Origin of the sequence: Streptomyces cucumeris, assembly GCF_024295805.1 — a bacterium.
GTDB classification, from domain to species: Bacteria; Actinomycetota; Actinomycetes; order Streptomycetales; family Streptomycetaceae; genus Streptomyces; species Streptomyces cucumeris.
Map to the genome: position 1 here is coordinate 394944 of NZ_JANCLX010000001.1, position 20734 is coordinate 415677.

Consider the following 20734-nt stretch of genomic DNA (forward strand, 5'->3'; position numbering starts at 1 on the left):
GGCGCGTCATCCCCGCCGTGCCAGCTCCTCGACCTGCGCGTGCAGTTGGGGCACATAGTCCTCGGACTCCGGCTTCATCAGCACGCTGCGCAGGATCCGCGCCCCCTCGGCGTCGGCGGCCAGCTTGGGGTGGCGGCCCGTGAACGCCTGGGCGTCGGCCCGGAGCGTGGAGAGGAAGACGGGGGCCTCGCCGGTCATTCCGTCCTGGAGGATCCGGGCCGAGGCGCGGTCGATCGCGGAGAGCGCGGGCGGGTCGGTCACCGGGAAGTAGCTGACGATGTCCAGCTCCGGCGGCTGGTACAGGTCCAGCAGCTCCGAGCCCTCGATCAGCTCCGCCCAGGTGAGCGCGGCCCGCCGGCCGGCCGCCAGCACCTGCCCGAGACCCTCCGGGGTGGGCGGCAGCAACTGGAAGGTGAGCCAGAGCGCGGCGGCCGAGGCCCCGGCGCGTGAGCACTCCAGGCTGATCTCACCGAGGTGGAGTTCCTCGGAGGTGAAATAGGTGTACGGGGAGTCATGCAGATAGAACCGGCCGACCTCCGGATCGGCGAACAGCACCGCCCCGCAGCCGTAGGGCTGGAGCCCGTGCTTGTGCGGATCGACGACGATCGAGTCGCATCGCGCGATCGCCCGCCAGGGCGCCTCCGCCAGCCCCGCCGTACCCTCCGCCCCGGCCAGCAGGGTGAAGAACCCGCCGTAGGCGGCGTCCACATGGATCCGTACGCCGTAGCGCTCGCGCAGCGCCAGCGCCTCGTCGATGGGGTCGATCGCGCCGAGGCCGGTGGTGCCCGCGGTGAGCACGACGGTGCCCACCCGGCCCGTGGCCAGCAGCTCCTCCAGTGCGTCGAGGTCGATCCGGCCCCGGCCGTCGGTGGGCACGGCATGCCCCTCGACACCCAGCACCCCGCACATCCGCCCGTGGGTGTAGTGCGCCTCGGCGCTGTAGGCGACACCCCGGTCGGGGTGCAGCTCCCGGGCGACGAACAGCGCCTCCAGATTGGCCACGGTGCCGCTGGTGGTGAGGTGGCCCAGATGGGTCCCATAGCCGAACATCGCGGCGAGCTGCTCCACCACCTCCCGCTCCATCCGCGCGGTGGCCGGTCCGCCGTCCAGCGCGTGGTTGTTGGGGTTGATCTGCATGGCGGTGAGGTAGCCGACCATGGCGGCGGGGTGCGGGGGTTTGAGCATCTGCCCCGCGTAGCGGGGGTGGAAGAAGGGGTAGTTCTCCTTCAGCCGCTCGGTGAAGGTGCCGAACACCTCGGCGAACCGGTCGTCGTCGATCTCCAGCGACGGATGTGAGGGGAAGGGGCCGTACCCCTGCGCCCACTCGCGGTTCGCCTCCACGGCCCGGCCGAGCCAGTGTCCCAGGTCCATTCGGTGTCCGGCCTTCCCTCGCGCACGATGGGGATGTTTGGAGTCAAACGTATGTTCCCGCCGGGTCGGCTGGCAACCATGCCGCCGGTGCCGGGGCCCGGCGCGCTCAGAGCCAGTCGCGGCGTTTGAAGATCACGTAGAGGCTGACGCACACCGCCGCCATCAGCAGCACCGCGAACGGGTAGCCCAGCGCCCAGTGCAGCTCCGGCATGTGGTCGAAGTTCATCCCGTAGATCGTGCCCACCAGGGTCGGCGCGAAGAGGATGGCCGCCCACGCGGAGATCTTCTTGACCTCCTCGTTCTGCTCGAACCCGGCCTCGGCGAGCGCCCGCATCTCGGCGTTCTGCTGCTGGGTCACCAGGGTGGCGTTGACCGCCAGGATGTCGGTGAGCGCCGAGCGGAAGCCGTCCACCCGCTCGCTGGTGTGGGTGACATGGTCGGCGACGTCCCGCAGGTAGCGCTGGAGCTCCTCGTCCGTGCCGTACTTGTCGAACCCGGCCATCAGCCCGCGCAACATCCCCACCAGGGGGCGGGTGGCGCGCTGGAACTCGACCATCTCGCGGGAGAGTTCATAGATCCGGCGGGACACCTCGGGGTCGCCCCGGAACACCTCGGTCTCGATCTCGTCGATGTCGTTCTGCACGCCCGCGACGACCGGGGCGTAGCCGTCCACCACCGCGTCCAGGATCGCGTACAGCACCGCCTCCGGGCCCAGCGCCAGCAGCTCGGGTGTCGACTCCATCCGGGTGCGCACCGCGGACAGGTCCGGGGCGGCGCCGTGCCGGACGGTGATCACGAAGTCCGGGCCCACGAAGATGTGCAGCTCGCCGAAGTCGACCTCCTCCGGCGCGTCCAGGTAGCGCGCGGCGCGCAGCACCACGAAGAGGGTTTCGCCGTAGCGCTCCAGCTTGGGGCGCTGATGCGCCTCCATCGCGTCCTCGATGGCCAGTTTGTGCAGGTCGAACTCCTCGGCCAGCGACAGCAGCTCCGCCTCCGACGGCCGGTACAGCCCGATCCACGCCATCGCGCCCGGCTGCTCGCGCAGCCGCCGGTAGGTGGCGGCCAGGGTGGTGGGCGAGCCGACGCGGCGGCCCCCGCGGTAGACCGCGGCGTCCACCACGCTCCGCTCGTCCTCGGCGGGCGCGCCGCCGGAGGCCGCCGGGACCGGTTCGCCGCGCGGCGGACCGGGGTGGTGGGGGCCGGGGGAGGAGCGCGCGGCGGAGTCCGTCTCGCGGGCGGCGGTGGGGCGCAGCCACGGGTATCGCCTCGGGGGCCGCGGGGTGCGGGAGGAGCGCTCGGACATGGCGGGTCCTTTACGGGGGAGCGGGCGCGGGAGCGGGGTGTCGGGCACACCGCCGGGCACCGCCACCGGACCGGTCAGAACAGCCGGGCCGGGGTGGCGCCGCGCGGCGTACGACTGGGAGGTTCACCGTGCATCGCGGACCTCACCTCCTCGTCGCGGGCACGCGGGCGCAGAGCACTGACCACAGTGCAGGATATCCCTCCCCGGGCTCCCGGGCTCGTGGACGATGCACCCGCGCGACTCCGCGCGCGGCCGCCACCCCCTGGCCCCGCGGCATGGGCCCGGTGGGACGGTGCGGGCACGGCCTACGGGAGGAGGCCCGCGCGGCGGGCTTCGACCACTGCGTGGAGGCGGGTGTGCGCTCCCAGTTTGCGCATCGAGGAGCGCAGATAGCTCTTCACCGTCTCCGGCCGCACCCCCAGCCGCTCCGCCGCCGCGGAATTGGTGGCGCCGGACGCCACGCACGCCAGGACGTCCACCTCGCGCGGTGACAGCTCCACCCGTGCGCGGGCCGGTGGCGTCCGGTCGCCGCCCGTGGAGGCGCGGGCCAGGCGTCCGCAGGCCCGGAGGATCTCCTGGCGCAGCTGTGGATCGGGCACCCGCTGTGCCAGGGCCCGCAGATCGACATGGGCCTCGCGCACCTCCTCCCACCGCGCCGGATCCGGCTCCGCCTCCGGTACGGGCCGCTGGGCCACGTCCATCAGCCGCTCCGCCTCGTCCCGCACCGCGAGCGACTGCTCCAGTTCGCGCGCCGCCCCCACCGCGGCGCTCAGCGCGCGGTCGCCGAGCACCAGCGGCTGGCGCAGCGCGCCGTAGAGCACCCCGCGGATCCGGCCGCGCACCACCACCGGTACCGCGAGCATCGAGCGCAGCCCCTCGGCGCCCACCGCCGCGTCGTACTCATGGCTGATCACCCGCGAGGCGGGGTAGTCGGCCACCGAGATCGGCCGGGACATGGTGAGCACCTTGCCGCCCAGGCCGTTCCCGGCGGTGATGGCGAGTCCGCGCAGGGCGGAGGTGGTGGTGCCGGTGAGTTCGGAGATGCGGAACTGCCGTGAGCCCGCGAACAGTCCGCCGAACGCCACGGGCAATCCACCGCTCCGCCGCATCCGCAGCAGCGATGTCCGTACGTCGACGGTCCGGTCCGAATCCGCCACGGCCACCTCCCCGAAATACCGCCACCCCCGTCCGGGGGTGGTGAGACTCAGATCACCCGTCGCACGATGCTAGCGAGCGGTACGGCAATCAGGAGGACATGTGACAGCAAACAGTCCGTCTCGCGACTTCCGCGGGGCACGGGACTTCCTGCTCGACCACCGGGAGGACTACGCGGCGGCGTACCGGGGATTCGCCTGGCCGCGCCCGGAACGCTTCAACTGGGCGCTCGACTGGTTCGACCGCATCGCCGAGGGAAACGACCGCACCGCTCTGCACATCGTCGAGGAAGACCGCACCGAGACCCGAGTGAGCTTCGAGGTGATGCGCCGCCGCTCGGACCGGGCGGCGGGCTGGCTGCGCGACCTCGGGGTCGAGGCGGGCGACCGCGTCGTGGTGATGCTCGGCAACCAGCGCGAGCTGTGGGAGACCGCGCTCGCGGCGATGAAGCTGCGCGCCGTCGTCATCCCGGCCACCCCGCTGCTGGGCCCGGTCGACCTGGTCGACCGCATCGAGCGCGGCCGGGCCCGGCATGTGATCGTCCGGGCCGGGGACACGGACAAGTTCGACGAGGTGCCGGGCGACTACACCCGGATCTCGGTCGGCGGACTGCGCGAGGGCTGGCTCGCCTACGAGGACGCCGGGACGGCCGAGATCACGGGGGACGAGGCGCCGGACGAGCCGTTCGTGCCCGACGGGCCGACCCTCGCCGACGACCCGCTGATGCTGTACTTCACCTCCGGGACCACCGCCCGCCCCAAACTCGTCGCGCACACCCATGTCTCGTACCCGATCGGCCATCTGGCGACGATGTACTGGATCGGGCTGCGGCCGGGCGACGTCCACCTCAACATCTCCTCCCCGGGCTGGGCCAAGCACGCCTGGTCCAACCTCTTCGCTCCGTGGAACGCCGAGGCGACGGTCTTCATCCACAACTACAAGAGGTTCGACGCCACCCGGCTGATGGAGGAGATGGACCGCTGTGCCGTCACCACGTTCTGCGCACCGCCCACGGTCTGGCGGATGCTGATCCAGGCCGATCTCACCCAGCTGCGCAACCCCCCGCGCGAGGCGGTGGCCGCGGGCGAGCCGCTCAACCCCGAGGTGATCGAGCACGTCCGGCGGGACTGGGGGGTCACCATCCGGGACGGCTTCGGCCAGACCGAGACCGCCGTCCAGGTGGCCAACACCCCCGGCCAGCCGCTGAAGACCGGTTCGATGGGACGGCCCACCCCCGGTTTCTCGGTCGTCCTGCTGGACCCGGTCAGCGGACGGCCCGCCGACGAGGGCGAGATCTGTCTGGACCTCACCGGGCCCGGCGGCCGTCCGGTCGGTCTGATGACGGGGTACGAGGGCGACGAGGAGCGCACCGCCGAGGCCACCGCGGACGGGTACTACCGCACCGGTGACATCGGCGCGCGCGACGCCGACGGCTACATCACCTACATCGGCCGCGCCGATGATGTGTTCAAGGCGTCCGACTACAAGATCTCCCCGTTCGAGCTGGAGAGCGCGCTGCTGGAGCACGAGGCGGTGGCCGAGGCCGCCGTGGTGCCCGCGCCGGATCCCATCCGGCTGGCCGTGCCCAAGGCGTACATCGTGCTGGCCGAGGGCTGGGAGCCAGGACCCGACACCGCCAAGGCGCTGTTCGCCCACTCCCGCGCGGTGCTGGCCCCCTACAAGCGGGTCCGCCGCCTGGAGTTCGCCGAGCTGCCCAAGACCGTCTCCGGCAAGATCCGCCGCATCGAGCTGCGCGAGGCCACCGCGCGCGGTGACGGCACCGAGTTCCACGAAGAGGGCTGAGCCCTCATGACCGCCTCCCCCACACGTCCCGACGAGGAGACCCCATGACCGCCCCGCCGTCCGGCCCACCGGCCCCGCCCGCCCTGTCGTACGCCAGCGGTACGGGTGAGGTGCCGCTGCTGGGCGACACCATCGGCGCCAACCTGGCCCGTATCGTCGAGCGGTTCGGCGGCCGCGACGCGCTGGTGGACATCCCCTCCGGCCGCCGCTGGACCTACGCCGAGTTCGGCCGGGCCGTCGAGGCGGTCGCGCTCGGGCTGATGGCCAGGGGCGTGGGCAAGGGCGACCGGGTCGGCATCTGGGCCATCAACTGCCCCGAATGGGTCCTGGTGCAGTACGCCACCGCCCGCATCGGCGCCATCATGGTGAACATCAACCCGGCCTACCGGGTCCATGAACTGCGCTACGTCCTGCGGCAGGCCGGGATCTCCGTCCTGGTCTCCTCCACCGAGCACAAGACCAGCGACTACCGCCGCATGGTCGAGCAGGTGCGCACCGACTGCCCCGCCCTGCGGGATGTGGTCTACATCGATGACCCCACCTGGGACGCTCTGGTGGGCTCGGGCGCCGAGGTGCCGCCCTCGGAGCTGGCCGAGCGGGAGGCCGGGCTCTCCTGCGACGACCCGGTCAACATCCAGTACACCTCGGGCACCACCGGCTTCCCCAAGGGCGCCACCCTCTCCCACCACAACATCCTCAACAACGGCTACTTCGTGGGGGAGATGGTCGGCTACACCCATCTGGACCGGGTCTGTCTGCCGGTCCCCTTCTACCACTGCTTCGGCATGGTCATGGGCAACCTGGGCGCCACCAGCCACGGCGCCTGCATCGTCATCCCCGCCCCGGCCTTCGACCCCGCGGCCACCCTCTCGGCCGTCGAGCGGGAGCGCTGCACCTCGCTGTACGGCGTGCCCACGATGTTCATCGCGGAGCTGAACCTTCCCGACTTCGGCACCTTCGACCTCTCCTCGCTGCGCACCGGGATCATGGCGGGCTCGCCCTGTCCGGTGGAGGTGATGCGGCGGGTGGTCTCCGAGATGCATATGGCCGAGGTGTCCATCTGCTACGGCATGACCGAGACCTCACCGGTGTCCACCCAGACCCGGCGCGATGACGACCTGGAGCGCCGTACCGGCACCGTCGGCCGGGTGATGCCGCATGTCGAGGTGAAGGTGGTCGACCCCACCACCGGGGTGACCGTTCCCCGCGGCACCCGGGGGGAGCTGTGCACCCGCGGCTACTCGGTGATGCTCGGCTACTGGCAGGAGCCGGATCTGACCGCCGAGGCGATCGACAGCGCGCGCTGGATGCACACCGGCGACCTCGCGGTGATGGGTGAGGACGGCTACGTCCAGATCGTCGGCCGGATCAAGGACATGATCATCCGGGGCGGGGAGAACGTGTACCCCCGGGAGATCGAGGAGTTCCTGTACACCCACCCCAAGATCGCCGATGTACAGGTCGTGGGGGTGCCCGACGAGAAGTACGGCGAGGAGATCATGGCCTGCGTCATCCTGACGGACGGCGCCGAGGATCTCACCCGCGATGAACTCGCCCACTTCTGCCGGGGACGGCTCGCCCACTACAAGGTGCCCCGCTATCTGCGGCTGATGGACGCCTTCCCGATGACGGTCAGCGGCAAGGTCCGCAAGGTGGAGCTGCGCGAGACCGGCGCCCGTGAGCTCGATCCGCTTCCGGAGGCCCAGCCGGCGCCGCGCTGAACGGCGGCGCCGGCCGCGGCGGTCACTGCCCTGCGGTGGGCAGACACCCCTTCACACCGGTCTCCGCGCCCCGGTTGAAGGCCGACACCCGCTGGGTGGCGTCACCGTGGTCGGAGGTGTTGGTCCAGGGCGTCTTGTCCGCGAGCGCGGTCAGGGCGTCGGCCAGTTCCTCGGTGTCGCCGTCCTCGAAGGTGAGGGTCTTGTCGCGGGCGGCGCCGAACAGCACCGCCCCGGCCAGACAGTCGGCCTGGAGCTCACGGGCCATGTCGACCAGGCCCGCGTCCAGCCGGTTCTGGACGGCGTGCCCCCACTCATGGGCGATGACCAGGTACACCCAGGCGTCGCCCCGCTGGTGGCCCCAGCGCATCAGGTCCATGTCCCACGCTATGAAGTCCCCGGCGGGGCAGTAGACCGCGTTGTCGTCCGGCAGCGGTTCGGAGCCGCAGGCGGGGACGTCCGGCGCGGCGCCGTCGTACGCGCCCTGCACCCGCGGGGGGCCGTAGGCGCCGGTGAAGAACTCGGACCAGTGGGTGGACCAGTAGGCGGTGGTGACCGACACCGCGGCCTGGATGTCGCCCTCCACGGTCTCCGAGCCGCCCCCGCCGCCGCTCGCAGAGCTCTGGCCCACCGGCCCCGGGGAGGTGCCGGGCGGGGTACCGGCCGGAGTCGTGGCCGGGGTGCCGCCCGACGTAGCGCCCGGGGTGGTCGTCATGGGTCCGGGGGAATTGCCGGAGGGACGCGGCGACGGGGTGTCGCCCCCGCATCCGGTGGTGAGCAGCAGGGTCATGGTGGTGAGAAGGGCGGCGGATAATCTGAGGTACCACGGAGCAGCCATCGTTCGCCTCCGGCCGGTCGTGCGGATGGGACGGGTGAGCCAGTGAACGGTGGAGGGTGGCTGTCTCAACGGAAGCGTTCACCGGTCATGAGCGCAAGCCCAGGCGCTGCACGAAGTCGCGGATGGCCGCCGCCACCGCGTCCGGCCGCTCCAGCAGCATCGCGTGGGTGGCGTCGAGCCCGCGGACCGTGAGGAGGGGCCGTTCGGCGGCGAGCGCCGTGAGCTCCCGGTCCAGCCCCTTGACGTAGGCCGCCATCAGCTCGTCGTACCAGGCCAGTTGGTCACCCTGATCCGCCAGCCGTCCGGCGCGCACCACCAGCAGCGGACGGGTCGTCCGGCGGTAGACGGCGAACAGGTCCAGCTCGTCCATGGCGTCGAGCATCTCCAGGGCACGCTCCCGCTCGGGACGCAGCACCAGCCGCCCGTCGGCGGTCCCGGCCAGTGCGCGCCGCCGCCCTTCCGCCAGCAGCCCGGGCGCGAACCCCAACTGCTCCGCCATGGCGCTCTCGTAGGCACGGACCGCGTCCAGCCCCTCGGGCGGAAAGGTCCGGCCCGCGCCCGCCCGGCTGACGTCATGGGCGCGCGCCAGCCGTTCGCGCACGGTCTCCGGGTCCAGACCGGTGTACATCCCGGGCCGCCCCTGCCCGAAGCCGTCGAGGTTGACCGCGCCGGGGGTACGGGGGCGGGCATCGGCGTACAGGACGGCCAGCATGCCGCCGAGCGAATGGCCCACCGGCAGCGCGTCCGGGATGCCGAAGGCATCCAGCACGGCCCCGATGTCGTCGAGCACGGCGGGGACCGCCCATGGACCGGAGCCCGCCGAGGAGTGGCCGTGGGCGCGCAGGTCCATCGCGATGACGCGGTGGTCCGCGGCCAGTCGGGCCGCGGCGCCCGACCAGTCGGCGAGCGTACGGCCGACGCCGTGGAGCAGCAGCAGCGTGGGGCCGCTGCCGCCGTGGTCGCGGACGGCCAGCTCCATGTCGTTCAGCCGTCCGGCGGCCCCGTCCGGATCAGCGCGTCCGCCGGGTCGTTCACCGGCTGTGGAGTGCCGGTCAGATCCATGACGAACAGCGGGACGCACAGCGCGTCGCCGCGCGCCCGCGCCTCCCGGGCGTAACCGGCCAGCGAGAAGAACACGCCCAGGGCCGACCGCTGGAGTCCGTGCAGCCACAGGCATTCGACCCCCCGCAGCCCCGCGGGGCGGGTGGAGGGATCGATCCGGGCGACCAGGCCCGTGCCGCAGAGGTCCACCCCGGCGTCCGGGTCCTCCGGCCGGCGCGGGTCGGTGAAGCCGAGCCACCTCAGATACTGGGCGGCGGCGGTGACCGCGTCCCCGGCGGTGCGGATCGTCACCGGCCGGAAGGCCGGGCGGGCCACCGCCGGACGGGACGGCGGGGAGGCCGTCGCGGGGCCGGGCCGCTGGGGCGCGACGGGGGCCGGGGGAGTGACCGGGACCCGCAGCAGCACCCCGCAGCCGCAGCCGAACTCCGGCTGTGGCCAGTGGCCCTGGCGGCCGCACGACGGACAGTCGACGACCACCCAGATGTCCTGCCAGGTGCGATGGCCGATCTCCTCGGGCGCCCCGTCGCGCAGCACGGGAAGGGTGAGCGGCGCACCGCAGGAACAGGGGAAGGTCGGCGGGGTGAAGGACTGCTCGCGACGGCACGCGGGGCAGCGCACCGGCACGCTGTCGGTCATCTCGGGGCTCCGGGAGATCCATGGGGACGGACGGGGCGGTCGTGCCCATGCTCCATGAAGCGGTCGGCCGGTGCGGGGAGTTGGGGGTTTCTTCCCGGCTGACGGGGAAGGCGTGTTAGGGCGTGTTTCGAAAGTAGCGCCGTCCGCCCGGAGGGCGGGCCCCGCGGCGTCAGGGGGCACCTCCCGGCGGTAGCCGGGGGAGCGTGCGATCGCAAGGCGGAGGGTCGTCCTTGTAGCGGGCCTACTCGGACGATCCCGACAACGCAGCGAGCGTGCGTGCCAGGCGTCGCGGGGCAGGCGGGACTTTCGAAACACGCCCTGCCCGGGCGGCGGCACCGGCGGGCGCGACTGGGAATCTGCCGGTCACCGCCGCCCGGGGGTTCGGGGCGCGGGGCGGTCAGCGGCCGGTGGCCACCGCCCCCGAGAGCCGTTCGACCCCGCGCAGCAGGGCGGAGTGGTCGAGGCCGCCGTCTCCCTGGGCGCGCAGCGCGCCGACGAGCTGGGCCACCACGGCGCCGACCGGCAGCGCGGCGCCGACGTCACGGGCCGCCGCGGTGACGATGCCCATGTCCTTGTGGTGCAGATCGATCCGGAAGCCGGGGGCGAAGTCGCGGCGGAGGAAGTTCTCCTTCTTGCGCTCGAGGACGGTGGATCCGGCGAGCCCGCCCGCCAGGACGTCGAGCGCGGCCCCGAGGTCGACCCCGGACTTCTCCAGGAACACCACGGCCTCGGCGCACGCCTGGATGTTGGCCGCCACGATCAGCTGGTTGGCGGCCTTCACGGTCTGTCCGGAACCGTGCGGACCGCACAGGACCACGGTCTTCCCCAGCGCCGCGAAGACCGGCCGGGCCCGTTCGAAGTCCTCCGGCTCGCCGCCGGCCATGATGGACAGCACGGCCTCCACCGCCCCGGCCTCACCGCCGGAGACCGGTGCGTCCAGCACCCGGACGCCCTTGCCGCCCTCGGCGGCGGCCTTCGCCACGGCCCGTGAGGTCTGCGGGGTGATGGAGGACATGTCGATCAGCAGACTGCCGGGCCGGGCATGGGCCAGCACTCCGTCCTCGCCGAGGACGACGGCCTCGACCTGGGGCGAGGCGGGCACCATGGTGATCACCACATCCGCGTTCCGGACGGCCTCGGCGACGGAGGCGGCGGGGGTGCCCCCGGCGGCGGCGAGACGGTCCAGCTTCTCCTGTTCGAGGGTGAACCCGGTGACGTCGTAGCCCGCCTTGATCAGGTTCTCGGACATGGGCGAGCCCATGATGCCGAGTCCGATCCAGGCGATGGTGGGAAGGGATTCGCTCACGGTCCGGCCTTTCTGGTGTCGTTCGGTCAGGGGTCGGCTCAGCGGCGGTCGGCCGGGTCCCGGGTCAGCCAGTCGAAGGACGCGGCGCTCGGCCCGCCGGGCTTGTACTCCAGCCCGACCCAGCCGTCGTAACCGGCGGTGCGCAGCCGGTCGAGGAGACCGGGGATGTCGAGTGCGCCGGTACCGGGCGCGCCACGGCCCGGGACGTCCGCGATCTGCACATGGCCGGTGCGGTCCGCGTAGGTCTCGATGACCAGCGGCAGGTCCTCGCCGTTCCGGGCCAGGTGGTACAGGTCCATCAGGAACGCGGCGTTGTCCAGCCCGGTGGCCTCGTTGACCCGCTCCACCACCTCGACCGCGGCGGGCGCGCTCACCAGCGGGTAGTGCGGGGACTCCGCGGCGCCCAGGGCCTCGATCAGCAGCGTCGCGCCCACTCGGTCGGCGGCGCGGGCGGCCAGTGTCAGGTTCTCCAGCGCCAGGGCGTCCTGGGCGTCCTCGTCCTCGGGGGCCGCGCCCTCGATCCGGTTGCCGTACAGCGCGTTGAGCGCGGTGCATCCGACGGACGCGGCGAAATCGGCGGCGACCTCGACGTTGGCGCGGAAGCGTTCGGACTCCTCACCGGGGACGGACAGCGCACCCCGGTCGGGGCCGGGCAGTTCACCGGCGTAGAAGTTGAGCCCCACGAGCTGGGTCCCGGCGCTCTCCAGCGCGCCGCGCAGCGCGTCGAGTTCGGCCCGGCCGGGCGTCGGGTCCCGGGGCCACGGCCACCACAGCTCGACCGCGCCGAAGCCCGCGGCGGCCGCGGCCGCCGGGCGCTGCAGGAGGGGGAGCTCGGTGAAGAGGATCGAGAGATTGACGTCGAAGCGCGCGAAGCGCCCGGCCGTGCGGTCCATGGGCCCTCGGCTCCTTCCGTTTCAAAGATTCCGTATAGCGGAAGTTGCTTTCTGGATTACGGAAGCATGGGGCGATGGTCGCGGGACTGTCAAGAGGGGCTGCCCGAGCCGCCCGGGGCGCAGTAGGTTGGCGGCGTGAGATTGAGGGTGGAGTTCACGACCGAGCCGTTCGACCTCGACGAGGTACCGCCGCACGCCGTGGTGGCCCGCGAGACCGTGCAGTCCGCCGCGCTGGACGCGGTGGACGTCGGTCCGTTCGGCAACACGGCCGAGGGGCGGGCGGATGCCGTGCTGAGCGCCGTGGACCAACTGCTGCGCAAGTCCCTGGAGGCGGGTGCCACCCGGGTCTCGCTCCAGGTCAATGTGATCGGTGAGGCCGGTGCGGGCCAGGAGGGCGAGCGTTGAGCGTGCCCGATGACCACCCGTTCGTCTCGGCCGTCAAACCGCTGGTGGACGCCATGGGTGGCGAGATGGTCGCCCCGGAGGGGGCGCGCGGCGACGATGTGGTGCTCTCCTGGGAGGGCCGTGCGGTGGTGGCCGTCCGGCTGCCGCATCTGTCCGATTCGCTCGACCACATCCTGGCCGACCTCCAGCGCCGCCACGGTGTTCCGCTCGCCGACCTGGACCGCAGGACCAAGCAGTCGGTGGTCCGGCTCCTGGAGCAGCGCGGGGCCTTCTCGGTGCGGCACGGCGTGGAGACGGTGGCGAGCGCGCTCGGGGTCAGCCGCTTCACCGTCTACAACTACCTCAACCGCGAGAAGGGCGCGCCGCCATCCGCTTGATCCCGACCAGGGTCCGGTAGCGGGGGCGTGCCGCGAAGGCAGCCGGGGTCCATACGGTCGGCCGCCCCACCTCGGCGCACAGGTGCAGGATCGCCTCCGGGCCCGCCCAGACGCCCAGATGTGCGCCGAAGGCGTCGTCGGTGGCGTTGAAGAGCAGCAGGTCCAGCGGGCGCGGGGTGGTCACCCGCACGGTGGACTCTGCGTCGTCCCACAGCTCGCTCGACCGCAGCGCCGGGGGCCGCAGCCCGAAGTGGCGCAGTACCGCGTAGGCGAAGAGCTGGCAGTTGGCTCCTGCGGCGAGTCCTGGCCGCTCCCTGACGGCCGCGGACCCGGGGTGGCGCGCACCCGCGTAGGGCACCGACCACAGCGCGGCGGGCAGTGACCCGGGCAGCCCCGTGACCATGGCCGGCTCCTCGTGCGGTCCGTTCGTCACCGCGGTCTCCCCCTGTCGCTCCGGTCACCCGTGCGGCCGATCATGCCACCGAAAGTTTTCAACAAAGTGTTGACGATTGCCACGGGGGGCTCCTAGCTTGCCGATGTGACTACCAGCGCACCGCCGGGTCTGACCCGGTTCAACTCCGTGGCCGAGCGCGATGCCGCCGGGCTGCTGCACGAGGTGTGCACCGCCCGGACCTGGGCCGGGGCGGTGGCCTCGGGGCGGCCCTACGCCACCGTCGAGGAGCTGCTCGCCGCCTCCGACGCGGCCATGGCAGAGCTGACCGCCGGGGATCTCGCCGAGGCGATGGCCGGACACCCGCCCATCGGCAGACCCGCCCCGGGCGACGCCACCTCGGCCCGCGAGCAGAGCGGGGTCCGCGACGAGCTCCGCGCGGAACTGCTGGAATCGAACCTGGAGTACCAGGAGCGCCACGGCCATGTCTTCCTGATCTGCGCCACCGGACGCGGCGGCGAGGAGATGCTCGCCGCCCTGCGCGAGCGGATCGGCAACGACGCGGACACCGAGCGCGAGATCGTCCGCACCGAGCTGGGCAAGATCAATCGCATCCGGCTCATCCGCCTCATGGAGGCCGCCGCGGAAGGAGAGCGCTGATGGCGAACGCCACCTCCGTATCCACCCACATCCTGGACACCAGCGTCGGCCGCCCGGCCGCGGGGGTGGACGTGGAGCTGGCCGTCCGGGCCGGGGGCGGTGCGGACTGGACCCCGCACGCCACCTCCGCCACCGACGCCGACGGCCGCTGCAAGGACCTGCCCGCCCTCCCCGGGGGCACCACCGAGGTACGGCTGCGCTTCGCCACCGGGCCGTATCTGCCCCATGCCTTCTTCCCCGAAGTGGCGGTCGTCTTCGCCGTCGAGCCGGGTGAGCACTACCACGTACCGCTGCTGCTCACCCCGTTCGGCTACTCCGTATACCGAGGGAGCTAAGCCCGATGCCCGAGCTCGGCCAGAACCAGTACGGCAAAGCCGAATGCCGCGTCGTCCGCGTCGTGCGCGACGGCGCCGTCCACCACATCAAGGACCTGAACGTCTCGGTGGCGCTCTCCGGCGACATGGACGAGGTCCACCTCTCCGGCAGCAACGCCAACGTGCTGCCCACCGACACCACCAAGAACACCGTGTACGCCTTCGCCAAGGAACACGGGATCACCTCGGCCGAACAGTTCGGCATCCACCTGGCCCGCCACTTCGTCACCAGCCAGGAGCCGATCCACGCCGCCCGCATCCGGATCGAGGAGTACTCCTGGGACCGGATCGAGACCTCCGGCGAGGCCCGGCACTCCTTCGTCCGCTCCGGCCGGGAGACCCGCACCGCCCAGGTCTCTTACGACGGCGAGCGCTGGGAGGTGCTCTCCGGGCTCAAGGACCTCACCGTCCTGAACTCCACCGACTCCGAGTTCTGGGGCTACGTCAGGGACAAGTACACCACCCTGCCCGAGGCCCGCGACCGTATCCTCGCCACCGAGGTGCACGCCCGCTGGCGCTCGGGCTGGAGCGATGACGCGGCACCGGCGCCGGACTGGGAGCGGGCCTACGCCGAGACCCGCGGCCATCTGCTGACCGCGTTCGCCGAGACCTATTCGCTCTCGCTCCAGCAGACGCTCTACCAGATGGGCGCCCGGGTCATCGAACACCGGCCGGACATCGACGAGATACGGCTCTCCCTCCCCAACAAGCACCACTTCCTGGTGGATCTGGAGCCCTTCGGCCTCAAGAACGACAACGAGGTGTACTTCGCCGCCGACCGGCCCTACGGCCTGATCGAGGCCACCGTGCTGCGTGACGGTGCCACGCCCCGGATCCCCACCGACTGAAGGGCGCCGCATGAACCGCATCGTCATCGAGAACTGCGCCGTCGCCACCGTGGACGCCGCGGACACCGAGTACGCCTCCGGGCACCTGGTGGTCGCGGGCAACCGCATCGAGTCGGTCGGCGCCGGGCCCGCGCCCCGGGACCTGCCGGACGTGGTCCGCCGGATCGACGGCACCGGCCATCTGGCCACCCCGGGCCTGGTCAACACCCATCACCACTTCTACCAGTGGCTCACCCGGGGCCTTGCGCAGGACTGCAACCTCTTCGACTGGCTGGTCGCCCTCTATCCGACCTGGGCGCGGATCGACGAGGAGATGGTCCACGCGGCGGCCCGCGGCTCCCTGGCGATGATGGCGCGCGGTGGTGTCACCACCGCCATGGACCACCACTACGTCTTCCCGCGCGGCACCGGCGATCTGCTCGGCGCCGAGATCCGCGCGGCGCGTGAGCTGGGGGTGCGGTTCACCGCCGCGCGCGGCTCCATGGACCGCGGGGCCTCCGACGGCGGACTGCCGCCGGACTTCGCGGTGGAGAGCACCGAGGGCGCGCTGACCGCCACCGAGGAGGCGATCGACACCCACCACGACGGCGGGTTCGACTCGATGCTCCAGATCGCGGTCGCGCCCTGCTCACCCTTCTCGGTCTCCACCGAACTGCTCCGCGAGGGCGCGGCCCTGGCCCGCCGCAAGGGGGTGCGGCTGCACACCCACGGCTCGGAGACGGTGGAGGAGGAGAAGTTCTGCCACGAGCTGTTCGGGATGGGGCCGACCGACTACTTCGAGTCCACCGGCTGGCTGGGCGAGGACGTGTGGATGGCGCACTGCGTCCATATGAACGACGCCGACATCGCCGCCTTCGCCCGGACCGGTACCGGAGTGGCCCACTGCCCCTCGTCCAACGCCCGGCTCGCCGCGGGTATCGCACGGGTGCCGGATCTGCTCGCGGCACGGGTGCCGGTCGGTCTCGGCGTGGACGGCACCGCCTCCAACGAGTCCGGTGAGCTGCACACCGAGCTGCGCAACGCGCTGCTGGTCAACCGGCTCGGCAGCCACCGCGAGAAGGCGCTGACGGTACGCCAGGCACTGCGTCTGGGCACCCACGGCGGTGCGCGGGTGCTGGGGCGCCAGGACCAGATCGGATCGCTGGAGCCGGGCAAGCTGGCCGACCTGGTGCTGTGGAAGCTGGACGGCATCGGCCACTCCACCATCGCCGACCCGGTCGCCGCCCTCGTCCTCGGCGCGGCGGCCCCGGTGACCCTGTCGCTGGTGAACGGTGAACCGGTGGTGGCGGACGGGCGGTTGCTCACCGTCGACGAGGACGAGATCGCGCGCACCGCGCGCGACGAGGCACACCGGCTGGCCCGTATCGCGGCCGACGGGTGACCCAGGGCTCCGGCCGGGAGGGACGGCTCCCGGCCGGACGCGGGTCCGGTCAGTGCACCGGGCCCGTGGCGGCGACCGCACCCGGCGACCGGGGGCTTACGGCCCGCGGCCGCCGGGTGCGGTTCCAACCGGTGCTCCGCCCGGTTCAGTCCAGCAGGGCGTACGCGGGCAGGGTGAGGAACTCCGCGAAGTCCTCGTCGAGTGCGACCTTCAGCAGCAGATCGTGGGCCTGATCCCACTTTCCGGCCGCGTAGCCCTGCGGGCCGGTCTCCTCGCGGATCGCCGCGAGTTCCTCGGCGGCCACCTTGCGCACCAGGTCAGCCGTGGCTTTCTCGCCGTTCTCGAACACCACACCGGCATTGATCCACTGCCAGATCTGGGAGCGGGAGATCTCGGCGGTGGCGGCGTCCTCCATCAGGTTGAAGATGGCGACGGCGCCCAGACCGCGCAGCCATGCCTCGATGTAACGGATCCCGACCTGGACGGCGTTGCGCAGTCCCTCGTACGTGGGCTTCGCTCCCACCGAGGAGATGTCGATCAGCTCGGCGGCGGTGACGCGCACCTCCTCGCGCAGCCGGTCCTTCTGGTGCTGCCGGTCGCCGAGCACCGCGTCGAAGCTGGCGCGGGCCACCGGCACCAGATCGGGGTGGGCGACCCAGGAGCCGTCGAAACCGTCGGCCGCCTCACGGTCCTTGTCGGCCCGGACCTTCTCCAGGGCGACCGCGTTGACCTGCGGATCGCGGCGGCTGGGGATGAACGCGGCCATACCGCCGATCGCGTGGGCGCCGCGCTTGTGGCAGGTGCGCACCAGGAGTTCGGTGTAGGCGCGCATGAACGGGGTGGTCATGGTGACCGCGTTGCGGTCGGGGAGGACGAAGTCCGGGCCGCCGTCGCGGAAGTTCTTGACGATGGAGAAGAGGTAGTCCCAGCGGCCCGCGTTGAGCCCGGAGGCATGGTCGCGCAGCTCGTGGAGGATCTCCTCCATCTCGTAGGCGGCGGTGATTGTCTCGATCAGGACGGTGGCGCGGATGGTCCCTTGCGGAATGCCCACGTAGTCCTGGGCGAAGACGAAGACGTCGTTCCAGAGGCGGGCCTCCCGATGCGATTCGGTCTTGGGGAGGTAGAAGTACGGGCCCTTGCCGCGGTCCAGCAGCCGCTGTGCGTTGTGGAAGAAGTAGAGCCCGAAGTCGACCAGTGCGCCGGGCACCGCACGGCCGTCGGACGCCCGCAGATGGCGCTCGTCGAGGTGCCAGCCGCGCGGCCGGGTAACCACGGTGGCCAGTTCCTCGTCCGGGCGCAGGGCGTAGCTCTTGCCCTCGGGGGAGGTGAAGTCGATCCGCCGTTCATAGGCGTCGATCAGGTTGAGCTGACCGCCGATCACGTTCTCCCAGGTGGGTGCGGAGGCGTCCTCGAAGTCGGCGAGCCAGACCCGCGCCCCGGAGTTCAGGGCGTTGATGGTCATCTTGCGGTCGGTGGGGCCGGTGATCTCCACCCGGCGGTCCTGGAGGGCGGGCGGTGCCGGGGCGACCCGCCAGTCGGGGTCCTCGCGGACGGCGGCGGTCTCGGGGAGGAAGTCCAGACGGCTGGTGCGGGCGATCTCGGCGCGGCGTTCCGCGCGGCGGGCGAGCAGGTCGTCGCGGCGCGGGGTGAAGCGGTCGTGCAGCGCGGCGAGGAAGGTCAGGGCCGCGTCGGTCAGCACCTCGCCCTGGCGGTCCAGAGGTTCGGTGTCGACGACGGCCAGCGGGGACGGCGCTGGTGCTGGCATGGGCGGACACTCCTTTGGGAGGCGGTGCGTGGCACGGGGTGCCGGGGATGGGGGAAGGGCGGTGCGACGCCGTACGGGCAGCATGGCGTCCCACAAACCTTCTGGCCTGTGGATAGTAATTTCCTCATGGTGGAACTTCAATCTTTTGTTGAGGGGCGAGCCCGCCCTCACCCCATCGGGCTCCCGTGGCCCCCGGTGCCACCCCCGGCTCACTCCAGCAGCGTCAAGTCCGCGGCCGTGTCGATGTCATCCGGTCGAGCGATGTCCGAGCAGTCCACGAGCGTGAGCGCCGATCCGTGCGCCCGCAGATAGCCGCGCGCCCCGCGGTCGCCGACCGCGTCCGCCGCCACGCCCTCCCACCGGGCCGCCCCGAAGAGCACCGGATGGCCCCGTACCCCGTCGTACTCCGCGGCCGCCAGGCTGTCCGGGCCGTCGTACGCGGTCAGCAGCCGGGCCACCGCGGCGGCCCCGATCCCCGGCTGGTCCACCAGCGTGACCAGGGCCGCGCAGGCTCCGCTCGCCGCCAGCGAGGTCAGCCCGGCCCGCAGCGAGGAGCCCATACCGCCCGCCCAGTCCGGGTTGTCGACCAGGACGCAGCCCGGGAGTTCGGCCCGCGCCCGCACCTCCTCGGCGGCGGCGCCCAGCACGATGTGCACCGGGGCGCAGCCGCCCTCCCGCAGCGCGCGCGCCGCGTGCTCCACCAGCGGCCGCCCCCGGTGCCTCAACAGGGCCTTCGGCCGTCCGCCCAGCCGCCGTCCACCGCCCGCCGCCAGCAGCACTCCGGCGACCTGCGCATTGTCAGTCGAGGTGCGATCCATGGGCCCTGCTTACCTCACCGGAGGCCGCCGTGGACGATCCATCCAAGCCGGTCTGATTTTCGCTCTCCGTATGGCGCGGCGTGCGTACCGTGTCGTTAACTGAGCCGCGGCCCCTTGTGTCCGGTCCTGTGTCCGGGCTTACGTCCGGTCCTGATGCCTGGCGGCCGTATGGGAGAGAGGGAGAGGGGGCAGGCTCGTGCACCAGTGTGCGAGGGGGCGAAGGGCAGTGTTGTCCGATGACGGCGTGAAGCTCTGGGAAGCGCCCGATGCCTCGTCGGTGGAGGACGTCGCGGTGAGGGAAGCCAGCCGAGTGTCCGGCACCGACGAAGACCCGAGAGCGGCCGAGCTGCGCCTCGCCGTCGCCCGGCTCAGGCGTGACCTGGCCGCCCATCCGGCCGAATTACCCGATCGCGCCATCGCGGACGATGAACTCGCCGCGCTGGACGCCATGATCCGCACCGGTGCCCCCGAGCTGCACCGGCTGCGCCGCTCCCTGTTGCTGATCGCGGGCGCGCTGGGTTCGGTGAGCGCGCTCGGCCCCTCCTTGAGCGGGGTCCGGGTCGCGATCGATCTCTTCGGCAGTGTGCCGAGGAGCCGCGGCAGGGAGTGACCCGAGGGCCCGCCGTCGGCGCCGTGGGTCCGCCGCGCCGTCAGGCGGTGCCGCCGCCGCTGGCCAGCGCGCCGGACAGCTCGGCCGCGACCTCCTTGAGGATCGGCACGATGTCGGCCGTGGCCTCCTCGGTGACCCGGCCCGCCGGACCCGAGATCGAGATGGCCGCCGCGGTGGGGGAGTCGGGCACCGGCACCGCGAGACAGCGCACCCCCATCTCCTGCTCGTTGTCGTCCACCGCGTAGCCCGTCTCGCGCACCCGGCGCAGCGCCTCCAGGAAGCCGTCCGGCGTGGTGATGGTCCGCGGGGTCACCGGCGGCATCCCGGTACGGCCCAGCAGGGCGCGCACCTCCTCCGGGGGAGCGGCGGCCAGCAGTGCCTTGCCGACGCCCGTGGTGTGCGGCAGCACCCGCCGCCCGACCTCGGTGAACATCCGCATCGAATGGCGGGACGGCACCTGGGCGACGTAGACCACCTCATCGCCGTCCAGGAGGGCCATGTTGGCGGTCTCCCCGGTCTCCTCCACCAGCCGCGCCAGATACGGCCGCGCCCAGGTGCCCAGCAGCCGGGCCGAGCTCTCCCCGAGCCGGATCAGCCGGGGGCCGAGGGCATAGCGCCGGTTGGGCTGCTGGCGTACATAGCCGCAGGCCACCAGGGTGCGCATCAGCCGGTGGATGGTGGGCAGCGGCAGCCCGCTGCTGGTGGAGAGTTCGCTCAGGCCCACCTCGCCCCCGGCGTCCGCCATCCGCTCCAGCAGATCGAAGGCGCGCTCGAGGGACTGGACGCCGCCGGAGCTGGCGGCGGTCTTGGGCTCGGCGGACGGCACGTCGGGGTGTCCTCTCACTGCGGCGGGTACCGGGCCGTGCGCGGCGACGATCCGCAGCCGGCCGGCCACCGGCAGCCTACCGGGCCGCACCGGCGCCCACAGTGCCTTTGGCGGGCTGTCGGCGCCGGTCACGGCCCGGGCGGCGGGCGTCCGGCGGCGCCCCGGTGGACGGGGTCTTGACCGGGCCGGTGGCG

Annotated in this window: 21 protein-coding genes; 9 read left to right on the top strand and 12 right to left on the bottom strand. The window is 72.3% G+C overall.

The features are described 5' to 3' along the window. Positions 1-6: 6 nt before the first annotated feature. The 3 genes from NMK44_RS01860 to NMK44_RS01870 form a co-directional block, all read right to left on the bottom strand. Entirely contained in the window at positions 7-1371 is a 1365-nt protein-coding gene (locus tag NMK44_RS01860) for a pyridoxal phosphate-dependent decarboxylase family protein (RefSeq protein ID WP_254737438.1), read from the bottom strand. A 106-nt stretch (positions 1372-1477) separates the two neighbouring features. Beyond that, the gene (locus tag NMK44_RS01865; RefSeq protein WP_254737440.1) at positions 1478-2674 is read right to left on the bottom strand and encodes a magnesium and cobalt transport protein CorA; all 1197 of its coding nucleotides are present in this window, start codon (positions 2672-2674) and stop codon (positions 1478-1480) included. A 305-nt stretch (positions 2675-2979) separates the two neighbouring features. Continuing rightward, a complete protein-coding gene (locus tag NMK44_RS01870) occupies positions 2980-3783 on the bottom strand; it encodes a LuxR C-terminal-related transcriptional regulator (protein WP_254737830.1) in 804 nt (267 codons plus the stop codon). A 148-nt stretch (positions 3784-3931) separates the two neighbouring features. On the opposite strand from NMK44_RS01870, the gene NMK44_RS01875 reads away from it, so the two are divergent. Further along, entirely contained in the window at positions 3932-5632 is a 1701-nt protein-coding gene (locus tag NMK44_RS01875; protein ID WP_254737442.1) for an AMP-binding protein, read from the top strand. Between the two features lie 44 nt (positions 5633-5676). Next, a complete protein-coding gene (locus NMK44_RS01880; RefSeq protein ID WP_254737444.1) occupies positions 5677-7353 on the top strand; it encodes an AMP-binding protein in 1677 nt (558 codons plus the stop codon). Between the two features lie 22 nt (positions 7354-7375). On the opposite strand, the gene NMK44_RS01885 is transcribed toward NMK44_RS01880, so the two are convergent. The 5 genes from NMK44_RS01885 to NMK44_RS01905 form a co-directional block, all read right to left on the bottom strand. After that, complete coding sequence (locus tag NMK44_RS01885; RefSeq protein ID WP_254737446.1) at positions 7376-8065, bottom strand: neutral zinc metallopeptidase; 690 nt, start codon at positions 8063-8065, stop codon at positions 7376-7378. Between the two features lie 208 nt (positions 8066-8273). Further along, positions 8274-9167, bottom strand: coding sequence for an alpha/beta fold hydrolase (locus NMK44_RS01890; protein WP_254737448.1), 894 nt, complete (start codon positions 9165-9167; stop codon positions 8274-8276). Positions 9168-9172: 5 nt separating this feature from the next. After that, positions 9173-9886: a hypothetical protein gene (locus tag NMK44_RS01895; RefSeq protein ID WP_254737450.1), complete on the bottom strand. Its 714-nt coding sequence runs from the start codon at positions 9884-9886 to the stop codon at positions 9173-9175. 397 nt (positions 9887-10283) lie between these two features. After that, the gene (locus NMK44_RS01900) at positions 10284-11192 is read right to left on the bottom strand and encodes a 2-hydroxy-3-oxopropionate reductase (RefSeq protein ID WP_308358082.1); all 909 of its coding nucleotides are present in this window, start codon (positions 11190-11192) and stop codon (positions 10284-10286) included. Between the two features lie 38 nt (positions 11193-11230). Next, positions 11231-12085, bottom strand: a complete 855-nt coding sequence (locus NMK44_RS01905; protein WP_254737452.1) for a TIM barrel protein — start codon at positions 12083-12085, stop codon at positions 11231-11233. Positions 12086-12220: 135 nt separating this feature from the next. On the opposite strand from NMK44_RS01905, the gene NMK44_RS01910 reads away from it, so the two are divergent. Both NMK44_RS01910 and NMK44_RS01915 read left to right on the top strand, forming a co-directional pair. Continuing rightward, the gene (locus NMK44_RS01910) at positions 12221-12490 is read left to right on the top strand and encodes a YkoF family thiamine-binding protein (RefSeq protein WP_254737453.1); all 270 of its coding nucleotides are present in this window, start codon (positions 12221-12223) and stop codon (positions 12488-12490) included. Beyond that, a complete protein-coding gene (locus NMK44_RS01915) occupies positions 12487-12867 on the top strand; it encodes a helix-turn-helix domain-containing protein (protein WP_254737455.1) in 381 nt (126 codons plus the stop codon). The genes NMK44_RS01910 and NMK44_RS01915 overlap by 4 nt, the downstream gene beginning before the upstream one ends. Here the strand turns inward: NMK44_RS01915 and NMK44_RS01920 are convergent. After that, positions 12833-13270: a hydrolase gene (locus NMK44_RS01920; RefSeq protein WP_254737834.1), complete on the bottom strand. Its 438-nt coding sequence runs from the start codon at positions 13268-13270 to the stop codon at positions 12833-12835. The genes NMK44_RS01915 and NMK44_RS01920 overlap by 35 nt on opposite strands. Positions 13271-13405: 135 nt before the next feature. Between NMK44_RS01920 and uraD the strand changes: the two genes are divergently transcribed. The 4 genes from uraD to NMK44_RS01940 are packed head-to-tail and all read left to right on the top strand — an operon-like array spanning position 13406 to position 16521. Next, a complete protein-coding gene (uraD, locus tag NMK44_RS01925; protein ID WP_254737457.1) occupies positions 13406-13918 on the top strand; it encodes a 2-oxo-4-hydroxy-4-carboxy-5-ureidoimidazoline decarboxylase in 513 nt (170 codons plus the stop codon). Continuing rightward, complete coding sequence (gene uraH / locus NMK44_RS01930; RefSeq protein WP_254737459.1) at positions 13918-14253, top strand: hydroxyisourate hydrolase; 336 nt, start codon at positions 13918-13920, stop codon at positions 14251-14253. The genes uraD and uraH overlap by 1 nt, the downstream gene beginning before the upstream one ends. Before the next feature lie 5 nt (positions 14254-14258). After that, positions 14259-15140, top strand: coding sequence for a factor-independent urate hydroxylase (gene pucL, locus NMK44_RS01935; protein WP_254737461.1), 882 nt, complete (start codon positions 14259-14261; stop codon positions 15138-15140). Positions 15141-15150: 10 nt separating this feature from the next. Continuing rightward, a complete protein-coding gene (locus NMK44_RS01940; protein ID WP_254737463.1) occupies positions 15151-16521 on the top strand; it encodes an 8-oxoguanine deaminase in 1371 nt (456 codons plus the stop codon). 145 nt (positions 16522-16666) lie between these two features. On the opposite strand, the gene aceB is transcribed toward NMK44_RS01940, so the two are convergent. Then, positions 16667-18286 carry a malate synthase A gene (gene aceB / locus NMK44_RS01945; protein ID WP_254737465.1) on the bottom strand — a complete coding sequence of 540 codons (1620 nt, stop codon included), beginning with the start codon at positions 18284-18286 and terminating at the stop codon, positions 16667-16669. Between the two features lie 209 nt (positions 18287-18495). Continuing rightward, positions 18496-19104: a nucleotidyltransferase family protein gene (locus NMK44_RS01950; protein ID WP_254737467.1), complete on the bottom strand. Its 609-nt coding sequence runs from the start codon at positions 19102-19104 to the stop codon at positions 18496-18498. Positions 19105-19414: 310 nt separating this feature from the next. Between NMK44_RS01950 and NMK44_RS01955 the strand changes: the two genes are divergently transcribed. Further along, the gene (locus NMK44_RS01955) at positions 19415-19714 is read left to right on the top strand and encodes a DUF5955 family protein (protein WP_254737836.1); all 300 of its coding nucleotides are present in this window, start codon (positions 19415-19417) and stop codon (positions 19712-19714) included. Between the two features lie 40 nt (positions 19715-19754). On the opposite strand, the gene NMK44_RS01960 is transcribed toward NMK44_RS01955, so the two are convergent. Further along, the gene (locus NMK44_RS01960; RefSeq protein ID WP_254737469.1) at positions 19755-20540 is read right to left on the bottom strand and encodes an IclR family transcriptional regulator; all 786 of its coding nucleotides are present in this window, start codon (positions 20538-20540) and stop codon (positions 19755-19757) included. Positions 20541-20734: the final 194 nt, after the last annotated feature.